The following is a 20,109-nucleotide window of genomic DNA, read 5'->3' on the forward strand; positions in this document are numbered from 1 at the left end:
CGCGCTATCGCTGCGGCTTTTAAACAATTTGAAATTTAACTATCTGCAGGGAAATTTTATCGCAAAAGCGCTGGATCGCAGGGAGATAGGCGCTTTCATCGCGCGATTTAAAGATACGCCCAAGCTCGCAGCCATCGACAAAGATGAGTTTATCAGCTTTTTAAACGCGCTTGATTATAAGGATTTGGCGCTAAACTTCATCGCGCGTAGTCAAACGGGCGAGCTTAGCCCGGGAGAGTTTGAAGGCTTTAGAGCAAAATTCGGCGAAATTTTAAACAAAACTCAAAGCGCGGGCAGCGAGAAATTTGCGCTAAATACAGAAATACGTAAGCAAATTTTAGATATTCTTTCGCTTGATTATCGCGTTTTAGCAAGCTTCATCTCGGGCTTTAGGGCGCGGCTGGATCAGTTTATAAGCGATTTGGAGGCAGCATGATAGATAGCGTTAGCGCCGATTTCGATCACGAGATACCAAACGGCTCGAGGCTGTATTTCGGAAAGAGCGCGCAGCTTAAGCGCGAGCTGGAAAATAAGGCGAGCGAAATCCTCGTAAAAAACGGCTTTAGCGAAATTTTAACGCCATATTTTTCATATCATCAGCACCTAAGCGTCGCGCCGCATAAGCTTCTTAAGCTCTCCGATCCCACAAACCACGAGCTTGCGCTTCGCGCAGACAGTACCGTGGATGTCGTGCGTATCGTGCGCAAGCGGCTGAAAGACGATAAGCTAAGGCGGCTATTTTACGTGCAGCCGACCTTCAAATACCCAAGCGACGAGTTTTATCAGATCGGCGCGGAGCTGATCGGGGAGAAAAATTTGCCGCTTGCGATTAAAATCGCGCAGGAATTTTTTAAAGAATTTGATCTTGTGCCCGCGCTTCAGCTAAGCAATATCGAAATTCCTAAAAAAATTTGCGAAATTTTAAACCTGCCGCTTGAAATTTTTGAAAAGGGCAAGATTGAGACGCTGCTTGAGCAAAATTTGCCTTGGCTGGATGCTACGGCTCGCGCTACGTCGCTAAAGGACGTGCAGGCTCTGCGCACGCAGGTGCCTGAGGAGCTCGTGCCGTGCCTAGATGAAATTTTAAGCCTAGGTGTGGATTACGAGCGTATCTGCGTTTCGCTGCTGTATTACTCTAAAATGCGCTACTACGACGCGCTATTTTTTAGATTTTTAGACGCGGGCGCGGTGTATTGCAACGGCGGAAATTACGAAATAGACGGGCTAAAATCCAGCGGCTTTGCGCTGCTAGTGGATGCTTTGATAGAAAAAATTATGCAAAAGGATGAGAAATGAGTAAAGTTGACGTAGTCATCGGCGCCCAGTGGGGCGATGAGGGCAAGGGCAAGATTGTAGATATGATAAGCGCGAATTACGATTTCGTATGTCGCAGCAGCGGCGGACACAACGCAGGGCACACCATCGTCATAAACGGCGAGAAATTTGCGCTGCATCTAGTGCCTAGCGGCGTGCTTCATAAAAATATCATCAACATCATCGGAAACGGCGTCGTGATCAACCCCGACGTGCTGATTACCGAGATGGCGCAGTTTGAAAATTTAAAGGGCAGATTTTTTATAAGCGAGAAGGCGTTTTTAAATTTACAGTACCACTCGCTGATCGATCAGGCGCGCGAAAAGAGCAAGGGCGAGCTTGCGATCGGCACTACCGGCAAGGGCATAGGGCCTGCGTATGCCGATAAGATCGCGCGCACGGGGCACCGCGTGGCGGAGCTTTTAGAGCCTGAAAGGCTTGCCGAGGCGCTATCGCGCGATTTTGCCTCGCATGAGAGCGTTTTTGAAAAAGCGGGGGTTAAAATTCCTAGCAAGCTTGAAATTTACGAGGAGCTAAAGCGCTATAAAAGCGCGCTCGAGCCATACATCGCCGATACCACGCATATGCTGTGGAAGGCACTTGATTACGACAAGCGCGTACTCGTAGAGGGCGCGCAAGGAAGCCTGCTTGATATCGATCACGGCACCTATCCTTACGTCACGAGCTCGACGACTATCGCGGGCGGGGCTTGCAGCGGGCTCGGGCTCGCGCCGAAAGATATCGGCACGGTGATGGGAATTTTAAAAGCCTACACCACCCGCGTGGGCAACGGCGCGTTTCCTACCGAGGATAAGGGCCCGCAAGGCGAGGCGATGCGCGAGATCGGCAAAGAGTACGGCACCACGACGGGCAGGGCGCGTCGCTGCGGTTGGTTCGACGGAGTGGCTACTAAATACGCCGTGCGCCTTAGCGGCATCGACAAGCTCGCGCTGATGAAGCTTGACGTCTTAGACGGCTTTGAGAGCATTAAAATTTGCCGCGCGTATCGCTACAAGGGTGAGGAGATCGATTATTTCCCGATCGATTTGGAAGCTGTCGAGCCGGTTTATGAGCAGATGCCGGGCTGGGACAGCGTAAAGGGAATTTCAAAATTTGAAGATCTGCCGCAAAACGCGCAAAATTATATCCGCAAAATAGAGGAGCTAAGCGGCGCGAAGGTGGGCTTCATCTCCACAAGTCCCGAAAGAAGCGACACGATAATTTTATAAAATCGGGCGGAATTTTAAGAATTTTAAAATTCCGCCGTTTGCAAACGCGGGCGGCGCGACCGCTCATAGAACTGAATTTAAAGGAACGATAATGCGAATACGACTACCACACGTGCCATATATCGCGCATAAAATAGCGCTGGATCTGCTAAACTCGGGCTGCGTTACGCTTAGTGCGGGCATAGAGCCCGTCGCCAAGGAAGCGGACGAAATCATAAGGGCCGATCTGCAAAAAGAAAGAGCGATAGACGAGCGCGCAAACGAGCTGATAGATGAGCGCATAAGCGAGCTTGACGAGATGAGCGTGAATAAAAAAGATATGTTTTGGCTCATCAAGCGTCACATCGCAAACGACGAGAATTTCGAGCTAAATTTTGAGGATCGCTACGGCACCATATCGCATAAAATTTTAGAAACCGTTTGGAAGAAAAATTTGATCGATTACAAAGTCTCGGAAAATAGGCTAAAGACGATAATTTATAACGCGATCGACGAATATCTTAAAAATTATCAAAAGATTGAGGATGCGGTATATGAAAAGATCGAGGGCTACAAGCAAAAATTGATCCCAGGTACCGAAGAATACGAGCTTGTGTTTGAAAAGCTCTACGAAGAGGAGCTAAGAAAACGAGGCATGCTATAATGAACGCGTATATCTACATAGAAAACGGCATCTACCTGCAAGCCAAGGCGTTCGGCAAGGGCGGTAGCGCATTCGGCGAGCTCGTGTTTAACACCTCCGCCACGGGCTACGAAGAGATCATCTCCGATCCCAGCTACGCGGGGCAGTTCATCATCTTTACGATGCCCGAGATCGGCATCGTAGGCATCAACGAAAACGACAAGGAAAGCTCCAAAATCCATGCCAGCGGAATTTTCGTAAGAAATTTTAACAACGAGCCTTCAAATTTCCGCTCACAGATGAGCTTGGAGGATTATTTTCTTCAAAACGGGAAATTCGGCGTTTACGACATCGACACTAGATTTTTAACCAAAATGCTGCGCGACGAGGGCAGCCTGCGCGCTTTCGTCTCGACGCAGATCAGCGATAAGGCGGCTCTTAAAAAGGCGCTTAGCGAGTCTGCGCGCATAGAGGAGATCAACTACGTAAGCATCGTAAGCACGAAGGCGCCGTACAAGCACACATCGGGTCGCTGGAACGCTGAGCGCGGAAGCTACGCCCAGCCCGCAAGCTGCGGCAAAAAGATAGCCGTGATCGATTACGGCGTCAAGCGAAATATCCTCAACGAACTTTGCGATCTGGGGCTCGGCGTCGAGGTTTTCCCACACGACATTAAAGCGGAGAGCTTGATCGCTAAATTTAAAGATGGGCAGATTGACGGCGTATTTTTATCAAACGGCCCGGGCGAGCCTCGTATGCTTAAAGAGGAGATCGCGCAGATCAAAAAGATGGTCGAAGCGCGCGTGCCGATTTTCGGAATTTGCCTGGGTCATCAGCTGCTAAGCAACGCGATGGGATATGAGACTTACAAGCTGAAATTCGGCCAGCACGGCGCAAACCACCCCGTGCAAAACCTGCGCACCAAATCGATCGAGATCACCGCGCAAAACCACAATTACAACGTCCCAGAAACGATTGCGCAGATCTGCGAGATCACGCATCGCAATCTTTTCGACGGCACGATCGAGGGGGTTCGCTACAGGGAGTATCCCGTATTTTCGGTGCAGCACCACCCCGAAGCTAGCGCAGGGCCTACTGAGAGCAAATATATCTTTAAAGAATTTCTTGAAATTTTATGATTTTTGAAATTTTGCCTGCATGAAATTTTACCGCGATCGCGCGGTAAAATTTTAAATTTGCGGCAAGCTTTAAATTTTAACGCAGTCTTTGCGTCGTAAATTTAAAACCCGTCGCAGCCTGGATAATTGCAGGCTGGAGCGGTACGCAAAGCGCACTTTTGCAGACTTAGGATTGTCGCGGCGATTTTGAATTAAGCGATTTTTGGATGAAGCGATCTGTGCTAGTCGTGATTTTAAATTTAAACCGGCTGCGCGCCGCATGCTTTTTATTCGTTCGATTATGCGTTCACGTAGCTTCTAAGTGTGCGCGCAGCTAAATTTCATGCGTTTTAAATTTGAAAGTTGGCTTAATGCACTTAGCCCTTTCAAAACAGATCCTGCGGTATATTTAGCATGGCTTCAAGCTCTTTAAATTTGACGAACCGTTTTGTTGCCGTCAAAAGTTGCGCTAGTAAGCTGCCCTGTCGCCCGTAAAATTTTATCTAACGTCGCCCGCTCGTTAAAGCCTTATTGATGCGGTTTTGCCAGCTATGCCTAGTTTTTTGGTAAACTATACCTACCCTTCAAATCTTATCAGCGCTGTTTCATTTCCCTCTAAAAGCCATTTGCCTAAAATAAAATTCCGCTCCGCCGCGTAGTGAAATTTTACCTGCGTTTGCTTTGCAATTTTACTTTCAGCCGCTCTTAAATCTTTTTCGCACCAATAAGATTTAGCTCGCGTCACTTTAAATTTTTGCTCTATTCCTATGCTGCAATTTTTACTCACGCTTGTTTTTTTAATCCCGCCCATATTTGCACCTAAAATAAGAGTTGTGTTACTTTATGAAATTAAATTTTTAACTTAACATTATTTTAAGCTCAATAAAAGAGAAAATTTGAAAGAATTTCGTCTGAAATTTCGCCTTGAGGGGTCTGCTATGAGCTGCGCTTTAAAAGAGCTGGACGTCTTGCTAGTCGAGGATGATACTAAATTACTAGCCTCGCTGCATAAGGCGTTTGAGGGTATTTTTAACAACGTTTACAATGCCCAAAACGGGCTTGAAGGTGTAAAAAAATTCAAAAAATTTAGTCCTAATCTCGTCATTACCGATATTTTAATGCCGATCGAGGATGGGCTTGAGATGATACGCCAGATCAAGCAGATCTTTCCGCATGCTCCTATCGTGGTGCTTAGCGGCTTCAGTAGGGAGGAGCAGCTAAAAGGCGTTATGGAGATTGGCGTCGAGCGGTATTACTTTAAGCCGGTAGATATCGCCGCATTTGTGCTAGAGATAAGTGCGCTGATGAAGTCTAAGCTGGACTCTGTACGAGTCGTAAATATGGGCGCAGGCTACGTATTTGACGGACTTCGTCGTATTTTGCTGAAGGATGGCGAGCAGATCGTGCTTACTAAAAAGGAGCTTTCTTTTGTCTCGCTGCTAGCCAGTCGCGTGGGCGAGCTGGTGCTTTACGAGGAGATCAAGCGTTATGTTTGGACCGAAGGAGCCGTGAGCGATACGGCGCTTCGCACCTTCGTCAAGCGTATCCGCGATAAAGTGGGTGGTGAAATCATAAAAAACGTCCCGAGCCTGGGATACAAGATCGAGCTTGAGCCTGCTTAAATTTGATCGCGTTTTTGCCGCTTTGTAATTTACGGAATCCACTCGTAAAATTTTGCGTTTAAATATGCCGCAATTAATGCGGAGCGAGGTAGAATTCCGCGCTCAAAGCGCCACAGATTAAAATTTTATGCTCGTCCAACTTACTAAATTTGACTTGATAAAATTTAGCCTCTCAAGCTTTTCAAAAACTTCTTTGCTTAAAAGCCCAAACTAAAAATTTCTTGCTAAAATATCGCAAAATTCCGCGTTCTGCGAATCGCTCTAAAGGATTTGTTTTGAAAAATTTGCCCTCTAAAAATCTCTTTGTCTACACTAGCTCGCGTGCGCTACGCGCGGCGCTGCAAAACGAGAGCGGCGGCGTGTTGGCGCCCAGGATTACGTTGGCGGAATTATACGAAAAGGCGCTTTTTGTGCCGGATCTTGTCGCTTGCGGCGAGATAGACCGCGCGCTTTTTATGAAGCAGGCGGTAAACGAGAGCAAGCGCGCAGGCGAGAGGCTTAAATTCCCTAACGAGCTTTACGAGTTTATGCGCAACCGCGAGTATCTTTTCGGCTTTTTCAAGGAGCTTGCGACGGAGCGCGTAAGTATCGATGCGCTCGATCTTAGCGACACCTATGCGTGGTATGCCGAGCATTTTGAAATTCTGCGAGAGCTAGCGGGGGCGTATGCAAGGATTTTGCGTGAGCATGGATTTTACGACGAGATCACGCTGCCCGCGCTTTATGAACTAAACGAATCCTATCTGTGCGGATTTGAGCGGATAGAAATCAACATCGACGGCAATCCCAGCGCATTTGAGTTCGAGATTTTTAAGCGCGCTGCGGAGCTGAGCGAGGTCGTACTGAGCTTTAGAGTCACGACTTTAAATTCCAAGCCCGTGCGCGCGGTGAAGGAGCTTTGCGGCATAAGCCTAGAGCCAGGTTTTGCATACCGCGTAAATCTTGGTACGGGTGAAATTCTAAGCCGAGAGCCGCTAGGCGTGGGCGGAGCGGTTGTGTGTAGAGGCTTTGAGCTGCGAAGCTTGCAGGCGAGCTATGTTTTTGAAAAAATTTCATCCTTTGTGCGCGCGGGCATTGCGCCGGAGCGCATCGCGGTGATTTTGCCCGACGAGAGCTTTGCCGGCACACTGCGGCTTTACGACGAGCGCATCGCAAGGGCTCGTGGCTCGCACCGCATGCTAAATTTCGCGATGGGTGAGAAGCTTAAAGATAGCCTATTTTACGTAACGCTAGAGAAAATTTCGCAGTGCTTAAAAGAAGCGCGCATGCCGAAATTTGGCGTAGATTACCACGCATTCAAAAGTCCGGATGGAGGATTTTTGAATGCGGAGGATTCCGCGGTACAGCAAAATTTAGCGCTAGGGAATTTCGCTTCGGAGAATTCTATTTCGCAAAATTTCGCACAGCAAAATTCCGAGCTGGATTGCGAAATTTTTTCAAATTCTAAAATGGATTTAAATTTTATATCTGCGCGAGAGTTTGAAAATACGGAAAATTTTGAAATTCTGCGCGAAATTTCGGCGGAACGCACGGATGGCTCGCACGGGCAAAGCTTTTCTTTGGATTTTGCGGAGTTGCAAGAGCCTTTGGAGTGTGCGCAGCAGCGCGATTATTCGGTTAGTGCAAAACGGCAGGAGCCTTCAAGGAAGCAGCAAGGGAGCCTACGAGACTCTATGCAGCGGGAGCATATAGAGCTTGAGGAAGAAGATGGGTATTCAAAAAGCCCTGAGCAGCGCGATCGTTTTAGGCACTCTAAAATGCGCGAGGACGCAGATGAGTATCCGCAGCGCCCAAACCCACAGGAGCTTGATCTGTTTTTTGCGAGTGTGGGAGTGGATGAGGCGCTTTTTGGCGAGTTCGCGCGCGATTTTGCAAAGCAAGTAAGCTTCGAACATTTCGAGGCGCTAATTGTAAAGCTTGCCTGTTTACCTAAAATTAGCGACGCGCTGCTGCAAGAAAAGCTAAAAGAGCCGCTATATCTAATTAAAATTTTACTTCGAAAATTTAAGGACGAAAACTTAAGCTTGGGCAATCTGATCGATCTTTTTTTGTTAGAAATTTCGCGCATTAAGCTCGATGATGTTCGTGGCGGAAAGGTCACGGTAATGGGGCTTTTAGAGAGCCGCGGGCTACAATTTGACGGCGTGATAATCCCAGATTTTAACGATGATCTGGTGCCAAGGCGCAGTAGCGGAGAGATGTTTTTAAACTCCGCTTTGCGCGCTAGAGCAGGGCTCATCAGCCACGCAGACCGCGAAAATTTACAAAGATTTTACTACGACGGCTTGCTAAGAGGCGCTAAAAAAAGCGCGATTTGCTATTTGCAAAGCGTCGAGAAATTGCCTTCGCGGTTTTTGAAAAGCTTTGAAGTGCAACAAGACGCGGAATTTTCGCAGGAGGATTATTTGCGGCTTTTTGGGAGAGAGGAATTTAAGCCCGCCTTATGCGGACAAGAAGATCCCGTGGCTCGCCATGATTTTTTTGCCGAGGAGCTGTCGTTTTCGCGGCTGGATACGTTTTTGGAATGCAAGAGGAAGTATTATTACCGCTACGTTTTCGGGCTGAGGGAGGGGCTAAAATTTGGCGAGGACAATGCGCTTTTAGGCAAAATTTTACATACGAGTTTTCAGCGTTTATACGAGCGAGCGGGGATGAAATTTAGTATGGAAAAATTTCGCTCTATTTATTCGCAGCTTGCGCGAGAAGCGGGCATCGCGCGCTTTGATGCGGAGCTTGAGCTAAAATCGGTAGAAAAGCTAGCTAGGCTTTTAGAAGAGCATGAGCAAATTTGGAGCTTTAGCGGTAGTGAAGTATCGCTAAAAGGCGAGCTTGACGGGGTGCGGCTGAGCGGGCGGATCGACCGCATCGACGAAGATAAGGCAGGGCGGAAGTTTATCATCGATTACAAACGTGGTTCAGCTAAAAAACATATGGAAAAATTCCAGCTTACGTTTTATCGCGCGCTTTTGGCTCAGGAGTGCGAATGCGCCTATCTATCGCTAAAAGATTGCGCGTTTGCGGCTCCTGGCGACAAAACGCCTAGCTTAGAAAATCTACGCGAGACGCTAAGCTCTATCGGCAAGGAATTTGCAAGCGAGGTCGCTTTTACGCGCACGGAGGCGGTGCAAAGCTGTGAATATTGCGATTATAAAATCATTTGCAAGGGGCAGATCGATGGCAAAATTTGAAAATTATCTGGCGCTTGAAGCAAGCGCGGGCAGCGGCAAGACCTTCAATCTTGCGGTCAGGTTCATCGAGCTGGTGCTAAAGGGCGAGCCGATCAACGAAATTTTAGCGCTTACCTTTACTAAAAAAGCGGCCGCCGAGATGAAAACGCGTATCGTGGAGAAATTTCAAAATTTGCTGCTTTTGCAGGATGGTTCGTTAAAGCCTAGCGCCGAGCTGGAGCAAATTTGCGCTGATTTGGGACTAAGCGTGGATGAGGTTTTGGCAGCTCAAGAGCGGCTGAGCCCAAAATTTTTAAGCGAAAGTTTAAATATTTTTACCTTCGATGCGTTTTTTGCAAAAGCTCTGCGCTCGTTTGCGCTAAACAGCGGCATCGATCCGAGCTTTGAAAACGACGAAAGCATACTAGGCGTGCAGCAGGCGGCGTTTTTAGGCGCGATTTGTAAAAACGAAGCGCTACTAAGAGAGGTCGTGGATTATGTAAGCGACTCAGGAATGACAAAGAGTGAGTTTTTAAATAGCTTACAAAGCATTTGGAGAGGCGATATAAGCATAAATCCGCCCACGCTTCCCGCAAGCTCCGCGCTAGCAGAGATAAATGAAATTTTATCTCACTTGCAAAAAGCGGCGAGAGATGCGGGCGTAAGCGCTGGAGCCGTAAATGGGCTAAGCCCCGTTAGCGATTTGTCAAAATTATCTTCGGGCTTCATTCTTTCGGCTCTTGCCAACGGCAGTTTCGATTATCCGCGCTCGCAGCTTAAAAAAATTTCGCATCTTGACGGCGAGCTAGCAAGGCTAAAAGACGCCATAGCTCGCGAAATAGCGTGGATGGATGCGACATATGCGGCTAAGCTGGCAGGACTAATTAAAATTTATGCCGAAGCGCTTAAATCGGTGCAGCGCAAAAGCGGCAAGCTCACGTTCGGCGATGTCACCGCAGCCGTGCACTCGCTGCTAAATCCAAGCGCAGAGGCGTTGCAGGGCAATCGCGAGCTTTTGTATTTCAGGCTCGATTCTAAAATCACGCATATTTTAATTGACGAATTCCAAGATACCGACATTTGCCAGTATGAAATTATGCTGCCGCTAATCTCTGAGGCGCTTGCTGGCAAAGGGGCGGAAGAGCGCTGCGGCAGCTTTTTTTACGTAGGCGATAAAAAACAGAGCATCTATAAATTTCGCGGCGCAGAGAGAAAAATTTTTGATATTTTACGCGAGCAGTTTAGCCAAATCAAAACGCAGAGTCTGCCGCGCAATTATCGCAGCTTAAAACTCATCGTAAAATTTGTAAATGAGATCTTGCGCGATAAATTTGCGTCTTATGAAGATCAAATCGCAGCAAATAAGCTAGATAGCGATCTGCCCGCTTCGGTGCTGCAAAAAATCAAGGACTATCCTCTTTCTCATCCGCAAATGCCGCTATTTGAGGTGCAAAGCGACGATTACGGCTACGTAGCAGCGTTTTCATACGACGACGTGCTAAAGGGGGCTACGGAGCAAGCGCGCAGACTTGTTGAGGAGTGCGGCGTAAGAGCTGATGATATCGCGATTTTATGCTGGAAAAACGAGCATGTAAGCGCGCTAAAAGAGATGCTATCAGAATTCTGCGAGGTTTGCAGCGGCTCAAATAAGGCTCTGCGTTGCAGCGAGCAGGTAAATGCCGTAATTCAATATGCGAAATTTTGCGTAGGTGGCGATGAAATTTATCTGCGAAACGCCGAAGCGATTTTGGGTAGGCGGCTTAAAAAGATAGCGGTCGATCTGCATAAAAACGCGCAAAAAACGGCAGAATTTATCGCTAGCGCGCTGAAATTAAATTTTGTCGATCCAGATCTACTGCTGTTTTTTGAGACGCTGGCAAAATTTAATAGTTTTAGCGAGTATCTGTTTGCAAACGACGAAACGGAGGTATTTGCCAAGGAACAAAGCGGCATTAAAATTATGACCGTGCATAAGTCCAAGGGGCTTCAGTTCCCACACGTAATCGTATGCGACCGCATCGGAGGAAAAGACCGGGGCGAGAGCTCAAAGCTCGCGACGGACTATGATTTCGCCACGCATAAGTGGAGAATTTTTTATAAATTTGCGAGCAGAAAGAGCTTGGATGCGGAATTTGCGGTGCTAATGGATGAAAACGATCGCTCTGCACACGAAGAGGATATAAATAAGCTCTATGTGGCATTTACCCGCGCCGAACGCTCGCTCATCATCGTAAAACGCTCCGAGGCAAAAATAGATCAATACAATTATAGCTTTTTTTCGCCTTACGCTAAAAAGACCAAGGGTGCGGGCGTCGTGGAGTGGCTGGATATCCCGGATTTTCAATACGGCTACGTAATCCCAAGCTCCGTAAAATCAGAAGAGCAGCCGCCGCGCAAAAAGATCGCGCTTGTAGCGGGCGAGCCTCAAAGTGCGCAAGAAAAAGTGGGCGGCGGCGAAGCGGAGGCGCTAAGCGCGATATATTTCGGCGAGGCGCTGCACTATGCTCTGGAGATGAGCGAAGGATTTGCGGCGGATGAAATTTTGCGAGGAGTAAGCCTGGCAAGAGGTCGCTACGCTAAATTTTTAAATGACGCGGATTTTGAAAATATCGCGGCGCGGGCGCTAGGACTAAGTAAAAACGAGGAATTTTTAGCTCTGATAAAGGGCGCTTGGGCTTATAAAGAGATGCCGATCAAAAGCGCGGAGGGTGATCTTTTGCGCGTGGATCTGGCGTGCTTTGGGCAGGATGAAATTTTGCTTTTTGACTACAAAAGCTCCGAAAAATACCTCGCGCAAAACAAAGCTCAAGTGGCGCGGTATAAAAGCGTGATCCGCGGGTTTTATCCGAATGCGCGGGTGCGTGCCTTCGTGCTGGTGCTGGAAGCTGCGGGCGCTAGGCTGATCGAAGTGAATGGGGAGGGATAAAATTTTAAAGCTTAGATGAAATTTGAGCGCAGATAGATTAAAGATAGCTTAAATTAAGCTATACGTAAGGATATTTCTATATAATCACAGCTCAAATTTTAATAAGGCGGAAACCATGACAGAAATTACAAAGCCTAGCGAAGTTAAGCGCGACTGGGTCGTTATCGACGCGACCGACAAAAGATTCGGTAGAATGCTTACCGAAGTTGCGGTATTGCTACGCGGCAAACACAAACCAAGCTATACTCCAAACGTGGATTGCGGAGACTACGTCGTTATCATCAACGCTTCAAAAGCCGTATTTACCGGCAATAACAAAGGCGACGACAAACTTTATCACAGCTACTCGGGCTATTTCGGAAGCGTAAAGAGCGTGAAATTCCAAGACCTGCTTAAAAACAATCCCGCAAAGCTCTACAGACTTGCGGTTCGCGGTATGCTTCCTAAGACGAAGCTCGGCAAGGCGATGATCAAAAAGCTATTCGTATATGAAGGCGGCGAGCACCCTCATACTGCGCAAACAACTAAAAAAGGAAAATAATCATGGCGACAATTTATGCAACCGGAAAGAGAAAAACTGCCGTAGCTAAGGTTTGGGTAAAACCTGGAAGCGGCAAGATCGTAGTAAACGGTATGGATCTAAACACTTGGCTAGGCGGTCACGAAGCGATCAAACTAAGGGTTGTTCAGCCGCTTTTGGCGACTAAGCAAGAGACTTCGATGGATATCACCGCGCAGACTTTAGGCGGCGGATATTCGGCTCAAGCAGATGCGCTAAAGCACGGAATTTCAAAAGCGCTTGCCGCGATGGACAAAGATTTTAGAGCGGCTCTTAAGCCGAAAGGTCTGCTAACTCGCGATAGTCGCGTGGTCGAGCGAAAGAAATTCGGTCGCCGCAAAGCGCGCAGAAGCCCGCAGTTCTCTAAGAGATAATGTTTTTTACAAATTTGTGGCGAAATTGTCGCAAATTTGTAAATTCTTTAAAAATTTTATGGTAATATCGAATTATAACTTTATTTGAAAGGATGTTTAATGAAGAAAGTTCTACTTGCATTAAGCTTGTGTGCATCCGGCGCATTGTTCGCTAGCGATGCTGATTATCACTGGGAGATCACCCCTACTATTGGCGGAATGACTCATGAGGGCAATATGGATTTGGATTCGAATTTTATGTTCGGTCTACGTCTTGCCAAAAATCTACAAGATTCGTTTATCGATCAAGTAGAGGTTGGTTTTGATTACTCTCGCAATATTGGCGTAGAGGATTTAGCTCACAGAGTAGGCAACGACAAGCCTGATGCTAAATACTATCACATCAATGCTGTAAAAGATTTGGTAAATTTCACCGATAATTTCAAATTATACGGCTTGCTAGGTCTTGGATATATGGATTACACTAAAGACGTTTACAACGATGGCGATCAAGATAGCGGCTTCGGTCAATACGGCTTGGGTCTAAAATACTACATTACCGACAATTTCGCTACAAAACTTGAAGCACGTGATGCTATCAGATTTGACGACGGCAACCACGTATTGTTCTATACTCTAGGCTTTGCAGTTGATTTTGGCAAGAGATATGCTGATGCAGCTCCAGTTGCTCCGGCTCCTGCAGGTTGCAAAGACGCAGATAACGACGGCGTATGCGATAATGTTGATAGATGCCCAGGCACACCTGCTGACGTAGTTGTTGATGAATATGGCTGCGAGAAAGTTATTAGATTAAATTTGGCCGTAAATTTCGCTACAGATAGCTCAAAAATTTCTCCTGAGTTTATGAACCAGATCAAAAACGTAAGCGACGTGCTAGTGGCTCACCCTGATTACAAAGTAATTCTAGAGGGTCACACCGATAGCACCGGTTCGAATGCATATAATCAAAAGCTTTCTGAGCGCAGAGCTGCTGCAGTTGGAGGTGCGCTTAAGAGCTTCGGCGTAGATGCTAGCAGAATCACCACTGTAGGATACGGTGAGACTAAGCCTATCGCTACAAACGCTACTAAAGCAGGCCGCGCTCAAAATAGACGCGTTGATGCTAAATTTAGAAAATAATCTTTTCTAGATCCATATGAGCGGAGCTTCGGCTCCGCTTTTTTTATATCCAAATTAAATTTTAAAATGCCAAAATTCCAAACCACTCTGCTTTTTGATCTCGATGGTACACTCATATACTCCACGTCCGCTATACTGGAGGGCTTTCACTACGCGTTTGCGCATTTGGGCGCTGCAGAGCCTAGCGACGGAGCGATTAAAAAGCTTATCGGACATCCGTTAGAGGTAATGTTTGAGCGTCTAGGTGTGACGCGCGATGTGCAGAATTTCGTGCTCGCTTACAAACAGCGATACGCGCAGACTTTTTTGGATCAGACCGTTCTGCTAAGCGGTGCGTTCGAGGCGGTTCGCACGGCGAGCGAGTTTGCAAATTTAGGCGTCGTGACGACCAAGACGTCGAAATTTTCTAAAATTTTATTGCAGCATCTGGGTATCGCGGAATTTTTCGGCACCATCGTCGGACGAGAGGATGTGAAAAATCCCAAACCAAGCGCCGAACCGATCTTAAAGGCGCTCGAAAATTTAGGAATTTGCGGCGCGACCGCTAGCAAAAGCCCGCATGTGACTCGCGGTAAAACTTACGACGCGACTGCCAATGAAAACACAAGCGCTGCTGGCAGGAACACGATTTTGAGTGAAATTTCGGCGCCTGATTTAAAGAGCCTTCCTGCGCTTGATCCTGATCCTAGCAAAGTTTACGAGCAAAATTTAAGCAGCATCGCGAGTCAAAATTCTGATAGAATTTCGTTTAAAAATTTAAGCGAAGTAAAGAGCGATAGACATGAGGCTGGCGATAAGAGCCAAAAGAGCGGTATCGGCATCGAGGGCGAGAGCTATAAAAGCGGTGCGCGCGGCAGTAAAATTTATGATGCGCATGAGCTAAATTCCACTCCTTGCTATGACAAAATTTGCAGCAACGAAATCCTGTCTTCTGTTAGCCAAAATATCTTTATGATCGGTGATACGTCGCTTGACGCCATCTCGGCAAAGTCGGCAGCGGTGCGAAGCGTGGGCGTAAGCTGCGGTTACGGCAGTGCCTCGGAGCTACGGGCGCATTTCGAGTTCGTATGCGCGGACGCAAAAGAGGCGGTTGAGCTGATACGCGGAATTTCATCGAAATTTTAGGCGCGACGGAGCGAAATTTTTCTAGCTTCGATGCGCTATTTTTGCAAATACTTATAAGCGAACCCGTGCCCGAAATTTAAAATTTGAAATTCCAATGAATTTTGCGTTTTAAACAGCGCGTGATATGAATTTGCTCGTGCTATTTAGCTGGGGAGCAAGACGCTTTCTAGGTGTTCAAACGATACGCGAAGTTAGATTTCGCATATTTCTGCTCTGGTCTAGCAAATAGCCTGTGCTGAACTAACAATGTACGGGAATATTTCACTTTGTCCATAGTACCTGATCTGATTCGTTTAATGTTCGGTATTAACAGCGTATGGGAAAATTTTGCTACTTCGAGTAATTGTGTTCTATTCACTTTCGGTTTGTATTAACACAATGTACTGGAAAATCTTGCCGTAGCCAAATTTTACGCAATTTTGCAATGTCTTTTGAGCTTGTGAACGGCTTTTGCAAGAAATTTTATGCAAGTTTCGCGCTCAAATTTTGGCTTTGATTTTAGTTAAACCCAACTTAATCGCGATAAATTCTATGTTCCGCTTGCGGCGAGTATTTGGCGGGCCTTAATTGCGCAACCTTGCCGCAAGTCTATTTGACACTTATTTTAAAGCTTCGTTCACTTGGCAAGTATTAAATAGTATATGTTTTGTGGTAGGCTTATTTGTCAAAATTTCATCCCGGAATAAATAAGCTCGCAAAGGCGTAAATATAGGATAAACTAGCCAAATTTTAAAATTTAGCTCCGCGGCGAGTAGCCATATTCTTTTATCGGAGCCGATTAAAGCAGCGTTAGCTTTTGCGTTTGAATTTTATCGTTTCGGCGCAGCAGGGCTTTAAATTTGATCTAAAATTTTACGAAATTTTAAAATTCCGCCCGCTCTTATGCTTTTTTAAAGCAAAATTCTATAAAATACCGCTTCCGCAATGGGCTATCGTCTAATGGCAGGACAACAAACTCTGGATTTGTGAATATAGGTTCGACCCCTATTAGCCCATCCATCCGAATTTTAATTTCCTTTATCATGCTAGTTTTTGAAATTAATTTGCGTGTCATTTTTGCATATAGTGGCAGCATTCGCCGGCTAAAATAAATTGCGTCGAGCCATAAAATAGGCAAATTTTAGCGAGCTAATAAGTAAGTTTGCCGCTTTAAAGCGGCGGATTATTTGATTTTTTCTTTGCCTTTGTAAGTGGCAATGCTTTGATATGAGCCGTCTTTTTTAAACGCTACCACATCATAGACCTCGGGCTGAGAGCCTTGCTCCATACCTGGCGCTTCTAGCGGCATGCCAGGTACTGCTATGCCGATGACGTCTTTAGGTTTATTTTTTAGTAGCGTGCGGATCTCGCTTGCTGGCATATGCCCTTCGACTACATATCCGTCTATGATCGCGGTGTGGCAGCTAGCGAGCTCCAGCGGAAGTTTGAGCTCATTCTTCTTCTGGATAAGCGGCTCGTCAGCCAGCGAAATCATCTCGACTTCAAAGCCATTTTGCTCCATATATTTTGCCCAGTTGTGACAACAGCCGCAGCTCTCGCCGTGATAGACCTTGATGTGTTCGCCCGCCGCCGCATAGCTACCTAATGCCGCTAAAAGCGCACCTGCAAATAAAATTTTCTTCATATTTTACTCCAGTGATTAAAAGTCCTCGATTATACAATACGAATAGTAAATTTTTAAGAGTGAACCGTAGGATTTTAAGATTAGATTTGGTGAAGCAGTACCCGCTCGTAAGCCGAAATTTTACGAAATTTTAAAATTTCGGCGTCGCGGATAAATTGGTTATAGGCACTGAGAGAGTGCTGATTTGATAGCGGATTTTGATACGTAGCCTTCCGAGTCGCTGGTAAGTGATACGTCGCAGCCTGGCTTATAGTTTTTCCAGGTGTAGATGTTGCCATTGTCTTCGGTTGTTTTGATGGAGTCTGGCTGTTTATTCCATGCAGAAATTACTTGATTGATATGAAATGCATCGCTGCGGTCTTTCGGCGCATTAGTCATACCTGTGCTGTCGGGAAAGGTCGTTTCGACCATATCGGTGGTGCCTGCGGTGGAAACCTCTTGGACTTTATCATTTACGCCGCCGATATTTGTTTTGCTGCTTTGGGATTTTGTTTGATTGCGTACTCCGCTTGGTTCGTTGGATATATTCCAGTTGGAACAACCGATAAAAAATACCGCTGCTACGAGCGCAGCTATTAAATTTCTCATAAAATTCTCCTTCAAAAATTTCGTTGCGATAGTAGCACATTTATCTTTAGTTTAAAATAAATCCGAGCCCTTTAAATTTGAAATTTCGTAGGAATTTTGCGAGGCGTTTCAGTAGGAATTTATAAAATTTCGGATAATATTCAAAGTTTCATACCAAACGGGCTTTTAAATTTTGCACGGCAAATGCCTTTTTGGCTACCAAATTTTAAAGGATTTTTGATGTATGCTATCATCAAACACGGCGGCAAGCAGTATAAGGTCGAAGAGGGCAACTACCTAAATTTAGACCATTTTAATGCTGAGCCGAAAGCAAAGCTCGAACTTAGCGAAGTTTTAGCGCTAAACGACGGCGAGTTAAAGGTAGGAGCACCGTTTGTAAAGGGTGCCAAGGTGGTTTTGGAAGTCGTTTGCGAAGGCAAGGATAAAAAAGTCGTTATCTTCAAAAAACGCAGACGTAAAGATTCAAAAGTAAAACGCGGCTTCAGACGCCAATACACCCGCGTCAAAGTCGTTTCGATTAACGCATAAAGGATAGGAAATGGCACACAAAAAAGGTCAAGGCTCAACCCAAAATAATAGAGATAGTATCGGGCGTCGCTTGGGCGTCAAAAAATTCGGCGGCGAGTTCGTTCGCGCGGGCAACATCATCATCCGCCAGCGCGGCACTGCGACGCATCCGGGCAGCAACGTAGGCATGGGTAGCGATCACACGATTTTCGCGCTGATCGACGGCGTCGTAAAATTTGAGCGAAAAGACAAAAACCGCAAAAAAGTATCGGTTTATCCAGCCGCGTAAACATCGCTAAAATCTTCGGGGGCGCAAGCCCCTCTTTTAAATTTCATCCGTTTAAAAATTATCTTCAACTCATTTGGCTATAATTGCCGTTTTAAATTTAAGGATAGCTATGTTCATAGACAGCGTAAAGCTTAGCGTCAAATCAGGCGACGGCGGCGCGGGCTGCGTCAGCTTCCGCCGCGAAAAATTCGTCATCTCAGGCGGTCCCGACGGCGGCGACGGCGGCGACGGCGGCGACGTGTATTTTAGGGTCGATAAAAACTCCCACACTCTCTCATCCTACAAGGGCAAGCGGGAGTTTAAAGCGCAAAACGGCGCGCCCGGCGAGGGTCGCAAAAAGACTGGCAAAAGCGGCGAGGATCTCTATCTCATCGTGCCTCCGGGCACCAGCATTTACAACGAGGATAGCGGCGAGCTGGTGCTTGATATGCTAAACGACGGCGAAACCAAACTGTTTTTAAAAGGCGGCAAAGGTGGGCTTGGCAACGTGCATTTTAAAAGCTCGATCAATCAAGCCCCCGAATACGCGCAAAAAGGCTTAGAGGGGCAGATGCGCGAGGTAAGACTAGAGCTAAAACTCATCGCCGACGTGGGGCTCGTGGGCTTTCCAAACGTCGGTAAAAGCACGCTAATCTCGACTGTCTCAAACGCCAAACCCCAGATCGCAAACTACGAGTTTACCACGCTTACGCCAAAGCTAGGGCTTGTGGAGGTTGACGAATACAGCGGCTTTGTCATGGCCGATATCCCGGGCATCATCGAGGGCGCAAGCGAAGGGCGCGGGCTTGGCGTGCAGTTTTTAAAACACGTCGAGCGCACTAAAATTTTGCTTTTTATGCTCGATCTTGCGAACTACCGCAGCCTTGAGGAGCAGTTTGACACGCTGAGGACCGAGACGGCGAAGTTTTCCGGCGAGCTTGCAAAAAGAGATTACGCGATCGCTCTAACTCGCGCGGACGCAGCTGAAAATTTGCAGGAAAAATTTGACGCGTTTTTGTCGCATTTGGGACTCGCGGGCACGGCGGAGGAGATGAAATTTAAGCAAGGCATTTATGAGTTTGACGCTGCCAAGCCGTTTTTTGTGATGCCGATTTCCTCGGCGACGGGACAAAATATAAACGAGCTAAAATTTAACCTGCTTGAGCTACTTAAAAAGGAGCTGTAGATTGTGCTAAAGCCGCGCCGCAAGGGGCTTTGCCAAACGCGAGCTTCAAGCGTGCCCGTATATGCGGGTAAATTTTATATTTATCGCTCACAAACGTCGCAAAAAGATAAAATTTAAGAAGGCGAAATGAATAAAATTTTTATTCTAGTATTTTTATGCTTCGGCGTATACGGTTGCGATCCCGCCGATCCGGTGCCGAATTTTATGGACTTTAACGACAAGGATCGTGGCGGCGCGCTGAGCTTGCAGGACTGGACGGTGAGCGAGGTGCCGTCCGGGCTTGAGAGTAGAGCTAAATCTGCGCTCAGGCTCGGAATTTAAGAGGTTGGACGCTAATCATGACGGCAAGATTAGCCTAGATGAGCTGGGGGCGAAACCGTCTGCAAAGATTTATTGGTCCGAAGATCCGTGCGCTTTTTGGCCTTGGACAGACGGATCCGAGGATAAAAATAAATCCGCCGTCAAATAAGCGCGAAAAACGGCAATAATGCGGCCTTTTGCGCGGGGTTTGGTTTGCGTGATGCGTATAAATTTTACTTCGCGCGGGCGAGCGCGGACTGGTTTTGCTCCGCGGTTTGCGTAAAATTTTATTTTGCGCGTCGTCTGCATGACCGCTCGCGCCGTGATTTGGCTAAATTTAAAGGAAAAGAATGAATATAGTTTTTATGGGTACGCCCGAGTATGCGGCTAAAATTTTGCGCGCGCTTGCGGAGGCGAAATTTGAGATCGCGGCCGTCTTTACGCAGCCCGATAAGCCCGTC

Annotated in this window: 20 protein-coding genes, 1 tRNA gene and 1 pseudogene; 19 read left to right on the forward strand and 3 right to left on the reverse strand. The window is 46.8% G+C overall.

The features are described from left to right. From Q0340_RS12035 to carA, 5 genes are all read left to right on the forward strand, one after another. A partial coding sequence (locus Q0340_RS12035) for a hypothetical protein (protein ID WP_298083508.1) occupies nt 1-436 on the forward strand: 436 nt, incomplete at its 5' end. Beyond that, nucleotides 433-1,296 carry an ATP phosphoribosyltransferase regulatory subunit gene (locus Q0340_RS12040; protein WP_298083509.1) on the forward strand — a complete coding sequence of 288 codons (864 nt, stop codon included), beginning with the start codon at nt 433-435 and terminating at the stop codon, nt 1,294-1,296. The genes Q0340_RS12035 and Q0340_RS12040, both read left to right, overlap by 4 nt. Further along, the gene (locus Q0340_RS12045; protein ID WP_298083510.1) at nt 1,293-2,543 is read left to right on the forward strand and encodes an adenylosuccinate synthase; all 1,251 of its coding nucleotides are present in this window, start codon (nt 1,293-1,295) and stop codon (nt 2,541-2,543) included. Before Q0340_RS12040 ends, Q0340_RS12045 begins: the two co-directional genes overlap by 4 nt. Before the next feature lie 91 nt (nt 2,544-2,634). After that, nucleotides 2,635-3,186, forward strand: coding sequence for a DUF507 family protein (locus Q0340_RS12050; RefSeq protein ID WP_295151044.1), 552 nt, complete (start codon nt 2,635-2,637; stop codon nt 3,184-3,186). Next, entirely contained in the window at nt 3,186-4,304 is a 1,119-nt protein-coding gene (carA, locus tag Q0340_RS12055; protein ID WP_298083511.1) for a glutamine-hydrolyzing carbamoyl-phosphate synthase small subunit, read from the forward strand. Before Q0340_RS12050 ends, carA begins: the two co-directional genes overlap by 1 nt. A 556-nt stretch (nt 4,305-4,860) precedes the next feature. Here carA and Q0340_RS12060 read toward each other — a convergent pair. Continuing rightward, nucleotides 4,861-5,094, reverse strand: coding sequence for a hypothetical protein (locus tag Q0340_RS12060; RefSeq protein ID WP_298083512.1), 234 nt, complete (start codon nt 5,092-5,094; stop codon nt 4,861-4,863). 127 nt (nt 5,095-5,221) lie between these two features. On the opposite strand from Q0340_RS12060, the gene Q0340_RS12065 reads away from it, so the two are divergent. The 8 genes from Q0340_RS12065 (at nt 5,222) to Q0340_RS12100 (ending at nt 16,174) form a co-directional block, all read left to right on the forward strand. Beyond that, nucleotides 5,222-5,905, forward strand: a complete 684-nt coding sequence (locus Q0340_RS12065) for a response regulator transcription factor (protein ID WP_177389441.1) — start codon at nt 5,222-5,224, stop codon at nt 5,903-5,905. A 275-nt stretch (nt 5,906-6,180) separates the two neighbouring features. Continuing rightward, nucleotides 6,181-9,093, forward strand: a complete 2,913-nt coding sequence (locus Q0340_RS12070) for a PD-(D/E)XK nuclease family protein (protein WP_298083513.1) — start codon at nt 6,181-6,183, stop codon at nt 9,091-9,093. Then, complete coding sequence (locus Q0340_RS12075; RefSeq protein ID WP_298083514.1) at nt 9,080-11,998, forward strand: RecB-like helicase; 2,919 nt, start codon at nt 9,080-9,082, stop codon at nt 11,996-11,998. Before Q0340_RS12070 ends, Q0340_RS12075 begins: the two co-directional genes overlap by 14 nt. Before the next feature lie 115 nt (nt 11,999-12,113). Then, on the forward strand, nt 12,114-12,539 hold the full coding sequence (gene rplM, locus Q0340_RS12080; protein ID WP_005869672.1) for a 50S ribosomal protein L13: 426 nt from the start codon (nt 12,114-12,116) through the stop codon (nt 12,537-12,539). A 2-nt stretch (nt 12,540-12,541) separates the two neighbouring features. Beyond that, nucleotides 12,542-12,931 carry a 30S ribosomal protein S9 gene (rpsI, locus tag Q0340_RS12085; protein ID WP_005869670.1) on the forward strand — a complete coding sequence of 130 codons (390 nt, stop codon included), beginning with the start codon at nt 12,542-12,544 and terminating at the stop codon, nt 12,929-12,931. Nucleotides 12,932-13,030: 99 nt separating this feature from the next. Continuing rightward, nucleotides 13,031-14,050, forward strand: coding sequence for an OmpA family protein (locus Q0340_RS12090; RefSeq protein WP_298083515.1), 1,020 nt, complete (start codon nt 13,031-13,033; stop codon nt 14,048-14,050). Between the two features lie 66 nt (nt 14,051-14,116). Beyond that, entirely contained in the window at nt 14,117-15,175 is a 1,059-nt protein-coding gene (locus Q0340_RS12095) for an HAD family hydrolase (RefSeq protein ID WP_298083516.1), read from the forward strand. 925 nt (nt 15,176-16,100) lie between these two features. After that, nucleotides 16,101-16,174 (forward strand) — tRNA-Gln (locus Q0340_RS12100). A 163-nt stretch (nt 16,175-16,337) separates the two neighbouring features. Here Q0340_RS12100 and Q0340_RS12105 read toward each other — a convergent pair. Together Q0340_RS12105 and Q0340_RS12110 are read right to left on the reverse strand one after the other, a co-directional pair. After that, nucleotides 16,338-16,799, reverse strand: coding sequence for a DUF411 domain-containing protein (locus Q0340_RS12105; RefSeq protein ID WP_298083517.1), 462 nt, complete (start codon nt 16,797-16,799; stop codon nt 16,338-16,340). A 159-nt stretch (nt 16,800-16,958) separates the two neighbouring features. Next, nucleotides 16,959-17,387, reverse strand: coding sequence for a hypothetical protein (locus Q0340_RS12110; RefSeq protein WP_298083518.1), 429 nt, complete (start codon nt 17,385-17,387; stop codon nt 16,959-16,961). A gap of 219 nt (nt 17,388-17,606) precedes the next feature. Here Q0340_RS12110 and rplU point away from each other — a divergent pair, with 219 nt between their 5' ends. The 6 genes and pseudogenes from rplU to Q0340_RS12135 form a co-directional block, all read left to right on the forward strand. After that, the gene (gene rplU / locus Q0340_RS12115; protein WP_040303368.1) at nt 17,607-17,915 is read left to right on the forward strand and encodes a 50S ribosomal protein L21; all 309 of its coding nucleotides are present in this window, start codon (nt 17,607-17,609) and stop codon (nt 17,913-17,915) included. Nucleotides 17,916-17,925: 10 nt separating this feature from the next. Further along, nucleotides 17,926-18,183 (forward strand): 50S ribosomal protein L27, encoded by a 258-nt coding sequence (gene rpmA, locus Q0340_RS12120; protein ID WP_295151027.1) that lies wholly within the window; start codon nt 17,926-17,928, stop codon nt 18,181-18,183. 109 nt (nt 18,184-18,292) lie between these two features. Further along, a complete protein-coding gene (gene obgE / locus Q0340_RS12125) occupies nt 18,293-19,348 on the forward strand; it encodes a GTPase ObgE (RefSeq protein ID WP_298083519.1) in 1,056 nt (351 codons plus the stop codon). Nucleotides 19,349-19,474: 126 nt separating this feature from the next. Beyond that, nucleotides 19,475-19,669 carry a hypothetical protein gene (locus tag Q0340_RS12130; RefSeq protein ID WP_298083520.1) on the forward strand — a complete coding sequence of 65 codons (195 nt, stop codon included), beginning with the start codon at nt 19,475-19,477 and terminating at the stop codon, nt 19,667-19,669. Between the two features lie 4 nt (nt 19,670-19,673). Continuing rightward, on the forward strand, nt 19,674-19,817 hold the full coding sequence (locus Q0340_RS12385) for an EF-hand domain-containing protein (RefSeq protein WP_363317267.1): 144 nt from the start codon (nt 19,674-19,676) through the stop codon (nt 19,815-19,817). A 181-nt stretch (nt 19,818-19,998) separates the two neighbouring features. Continuing rightward, nucleotides 19,999-20,109: pseudogene (locus Q0340_RS12135) on the forward strand (methionyl-tRNA formyltransferase); the annotation flags it as partial.

Source organism: uncultured Campylobacter sp., from assembly GCF_938045595.1.
Taxonomy (GTDB): Bacteria; Campylobacterota; Campylobacteria; order Campylobacterales; family Campylobacteraceae; genus Campylobacter_B.

Bases quoted from the DNA above. Each gene is read 5' to 3' on its own strand.
- Q0340_RS12040 (WP_298083509.1), top strand. From the start codon at position 433: ATGATAGATAGCGTTAGCGCCGATTTCGATCACGAGATACCAAACGGC.
- Q0340_RS12045 (WP_298083510.1), top strand. From the start codon at position 1,293: ATGAGTAAAGTTGACGTAGTCATCGGCGCCCAGTGGGGCGATGAGGGC.
- Q0340_RS12050 (WP_295151044.1), top strand. From the start codon at position 2,635: ATGCGAATACGACTACCACACGTGCCATATATCGCGCATAAAATAGCG.
- carA (WP_298083511.1), top strand. From the start codon at position 3,186: ATGAACGCGTATATCTACATAGAAAACGGCATCTACCTGCAAGCCAAG.
- Q0340_RS12060 (WP_298083512.1), bottom strand. From the start codon at position 5,094: ATGGGCGGGATTAAAAAAACAAGCGTGAGTAAAAATTGCAGCATAGGA.
- Q0340_RS12065 (WP_177389441.1), top strand. From the start codon at position 5,222: ATGAGCTGCGCTTTAAAAGAGCTGGACGTCTTGCTAGTCGAGGATGAT.
- Q0340_RS12075 (WP_298083514.1), top strand. From the start codon at position 9,080: ATGGCAAAATTTGAAAATTATCTGGCGCTTGAAGCAAGCGCGGGCAGC.
- rplM (WP_005869672.1), top strand. From the start codon at position 12,114: ATGACAGAAATTACAAAGCCTAGCGAAGTTAAGCGCGACTGGGTCGTT.
- rpsI (WP_005869670.1), top strand. From the start codon at position 12,542: ATGGCGACAATTTATGCAACCGGAAAGAGAAAAACTGCCGTAGCTAAG.
- Q0340_RS12090 (WP_298083515.1), top strand. From the start codon at position 13,031: ATGAAGAAAGTTCTACTTGCATTAAGCTTGTGTGCATCCGGCGCATTG.
- Q0340_RS12095 (WP_298083516.1), top strand. From the start codon at position 14,117: ATGCCAAAATTCCAAACCACTCTGCTTTTTGATCTCGATGGTACACTC.
- Q0340_RS12105 (WP_298083517.1), bottom strand. From the start codon at position 16,799: ATGAAGAAAATTTTATTTGCAGGTGCGCTTTTAGCGGCATTAGGTAGC.
- Q0340_RS12110 (WP_298083518.1), bottom strand. From the start codon at position 17,387: ATGAGAAATTTAATAGCTGCGCTCGTAGCAGCGGTATTTTTTATCGGT.
- rplU (WP_040303368.1), top strand. From the start codon at position 17,607: ATGTATGCTATCATCAAACACGGCGGCAAGCAGTATAAGGTCGAAGAG.
- rpmA (WP_295151027.1), top strand. From the start codon at position 17,926: ATGGCACACAAAAAAGGTCAAGGCTCAACCCAAAATAATAGAGATAGT.
- obgE (WP_298083519.1), top strand. From the start codon at position 18,293: ATGTTCATAGACAGCGTAAAGCTTAGCGTCAAATCAGGCGACGGCGGC.
- Q0340_RS12130 (WP_298083520.1), top strand. From the start codon at position 19,475: ATGAATAAAATTTTTATTCTAGTATTTTTATGCTTCGGCGTATACGGT.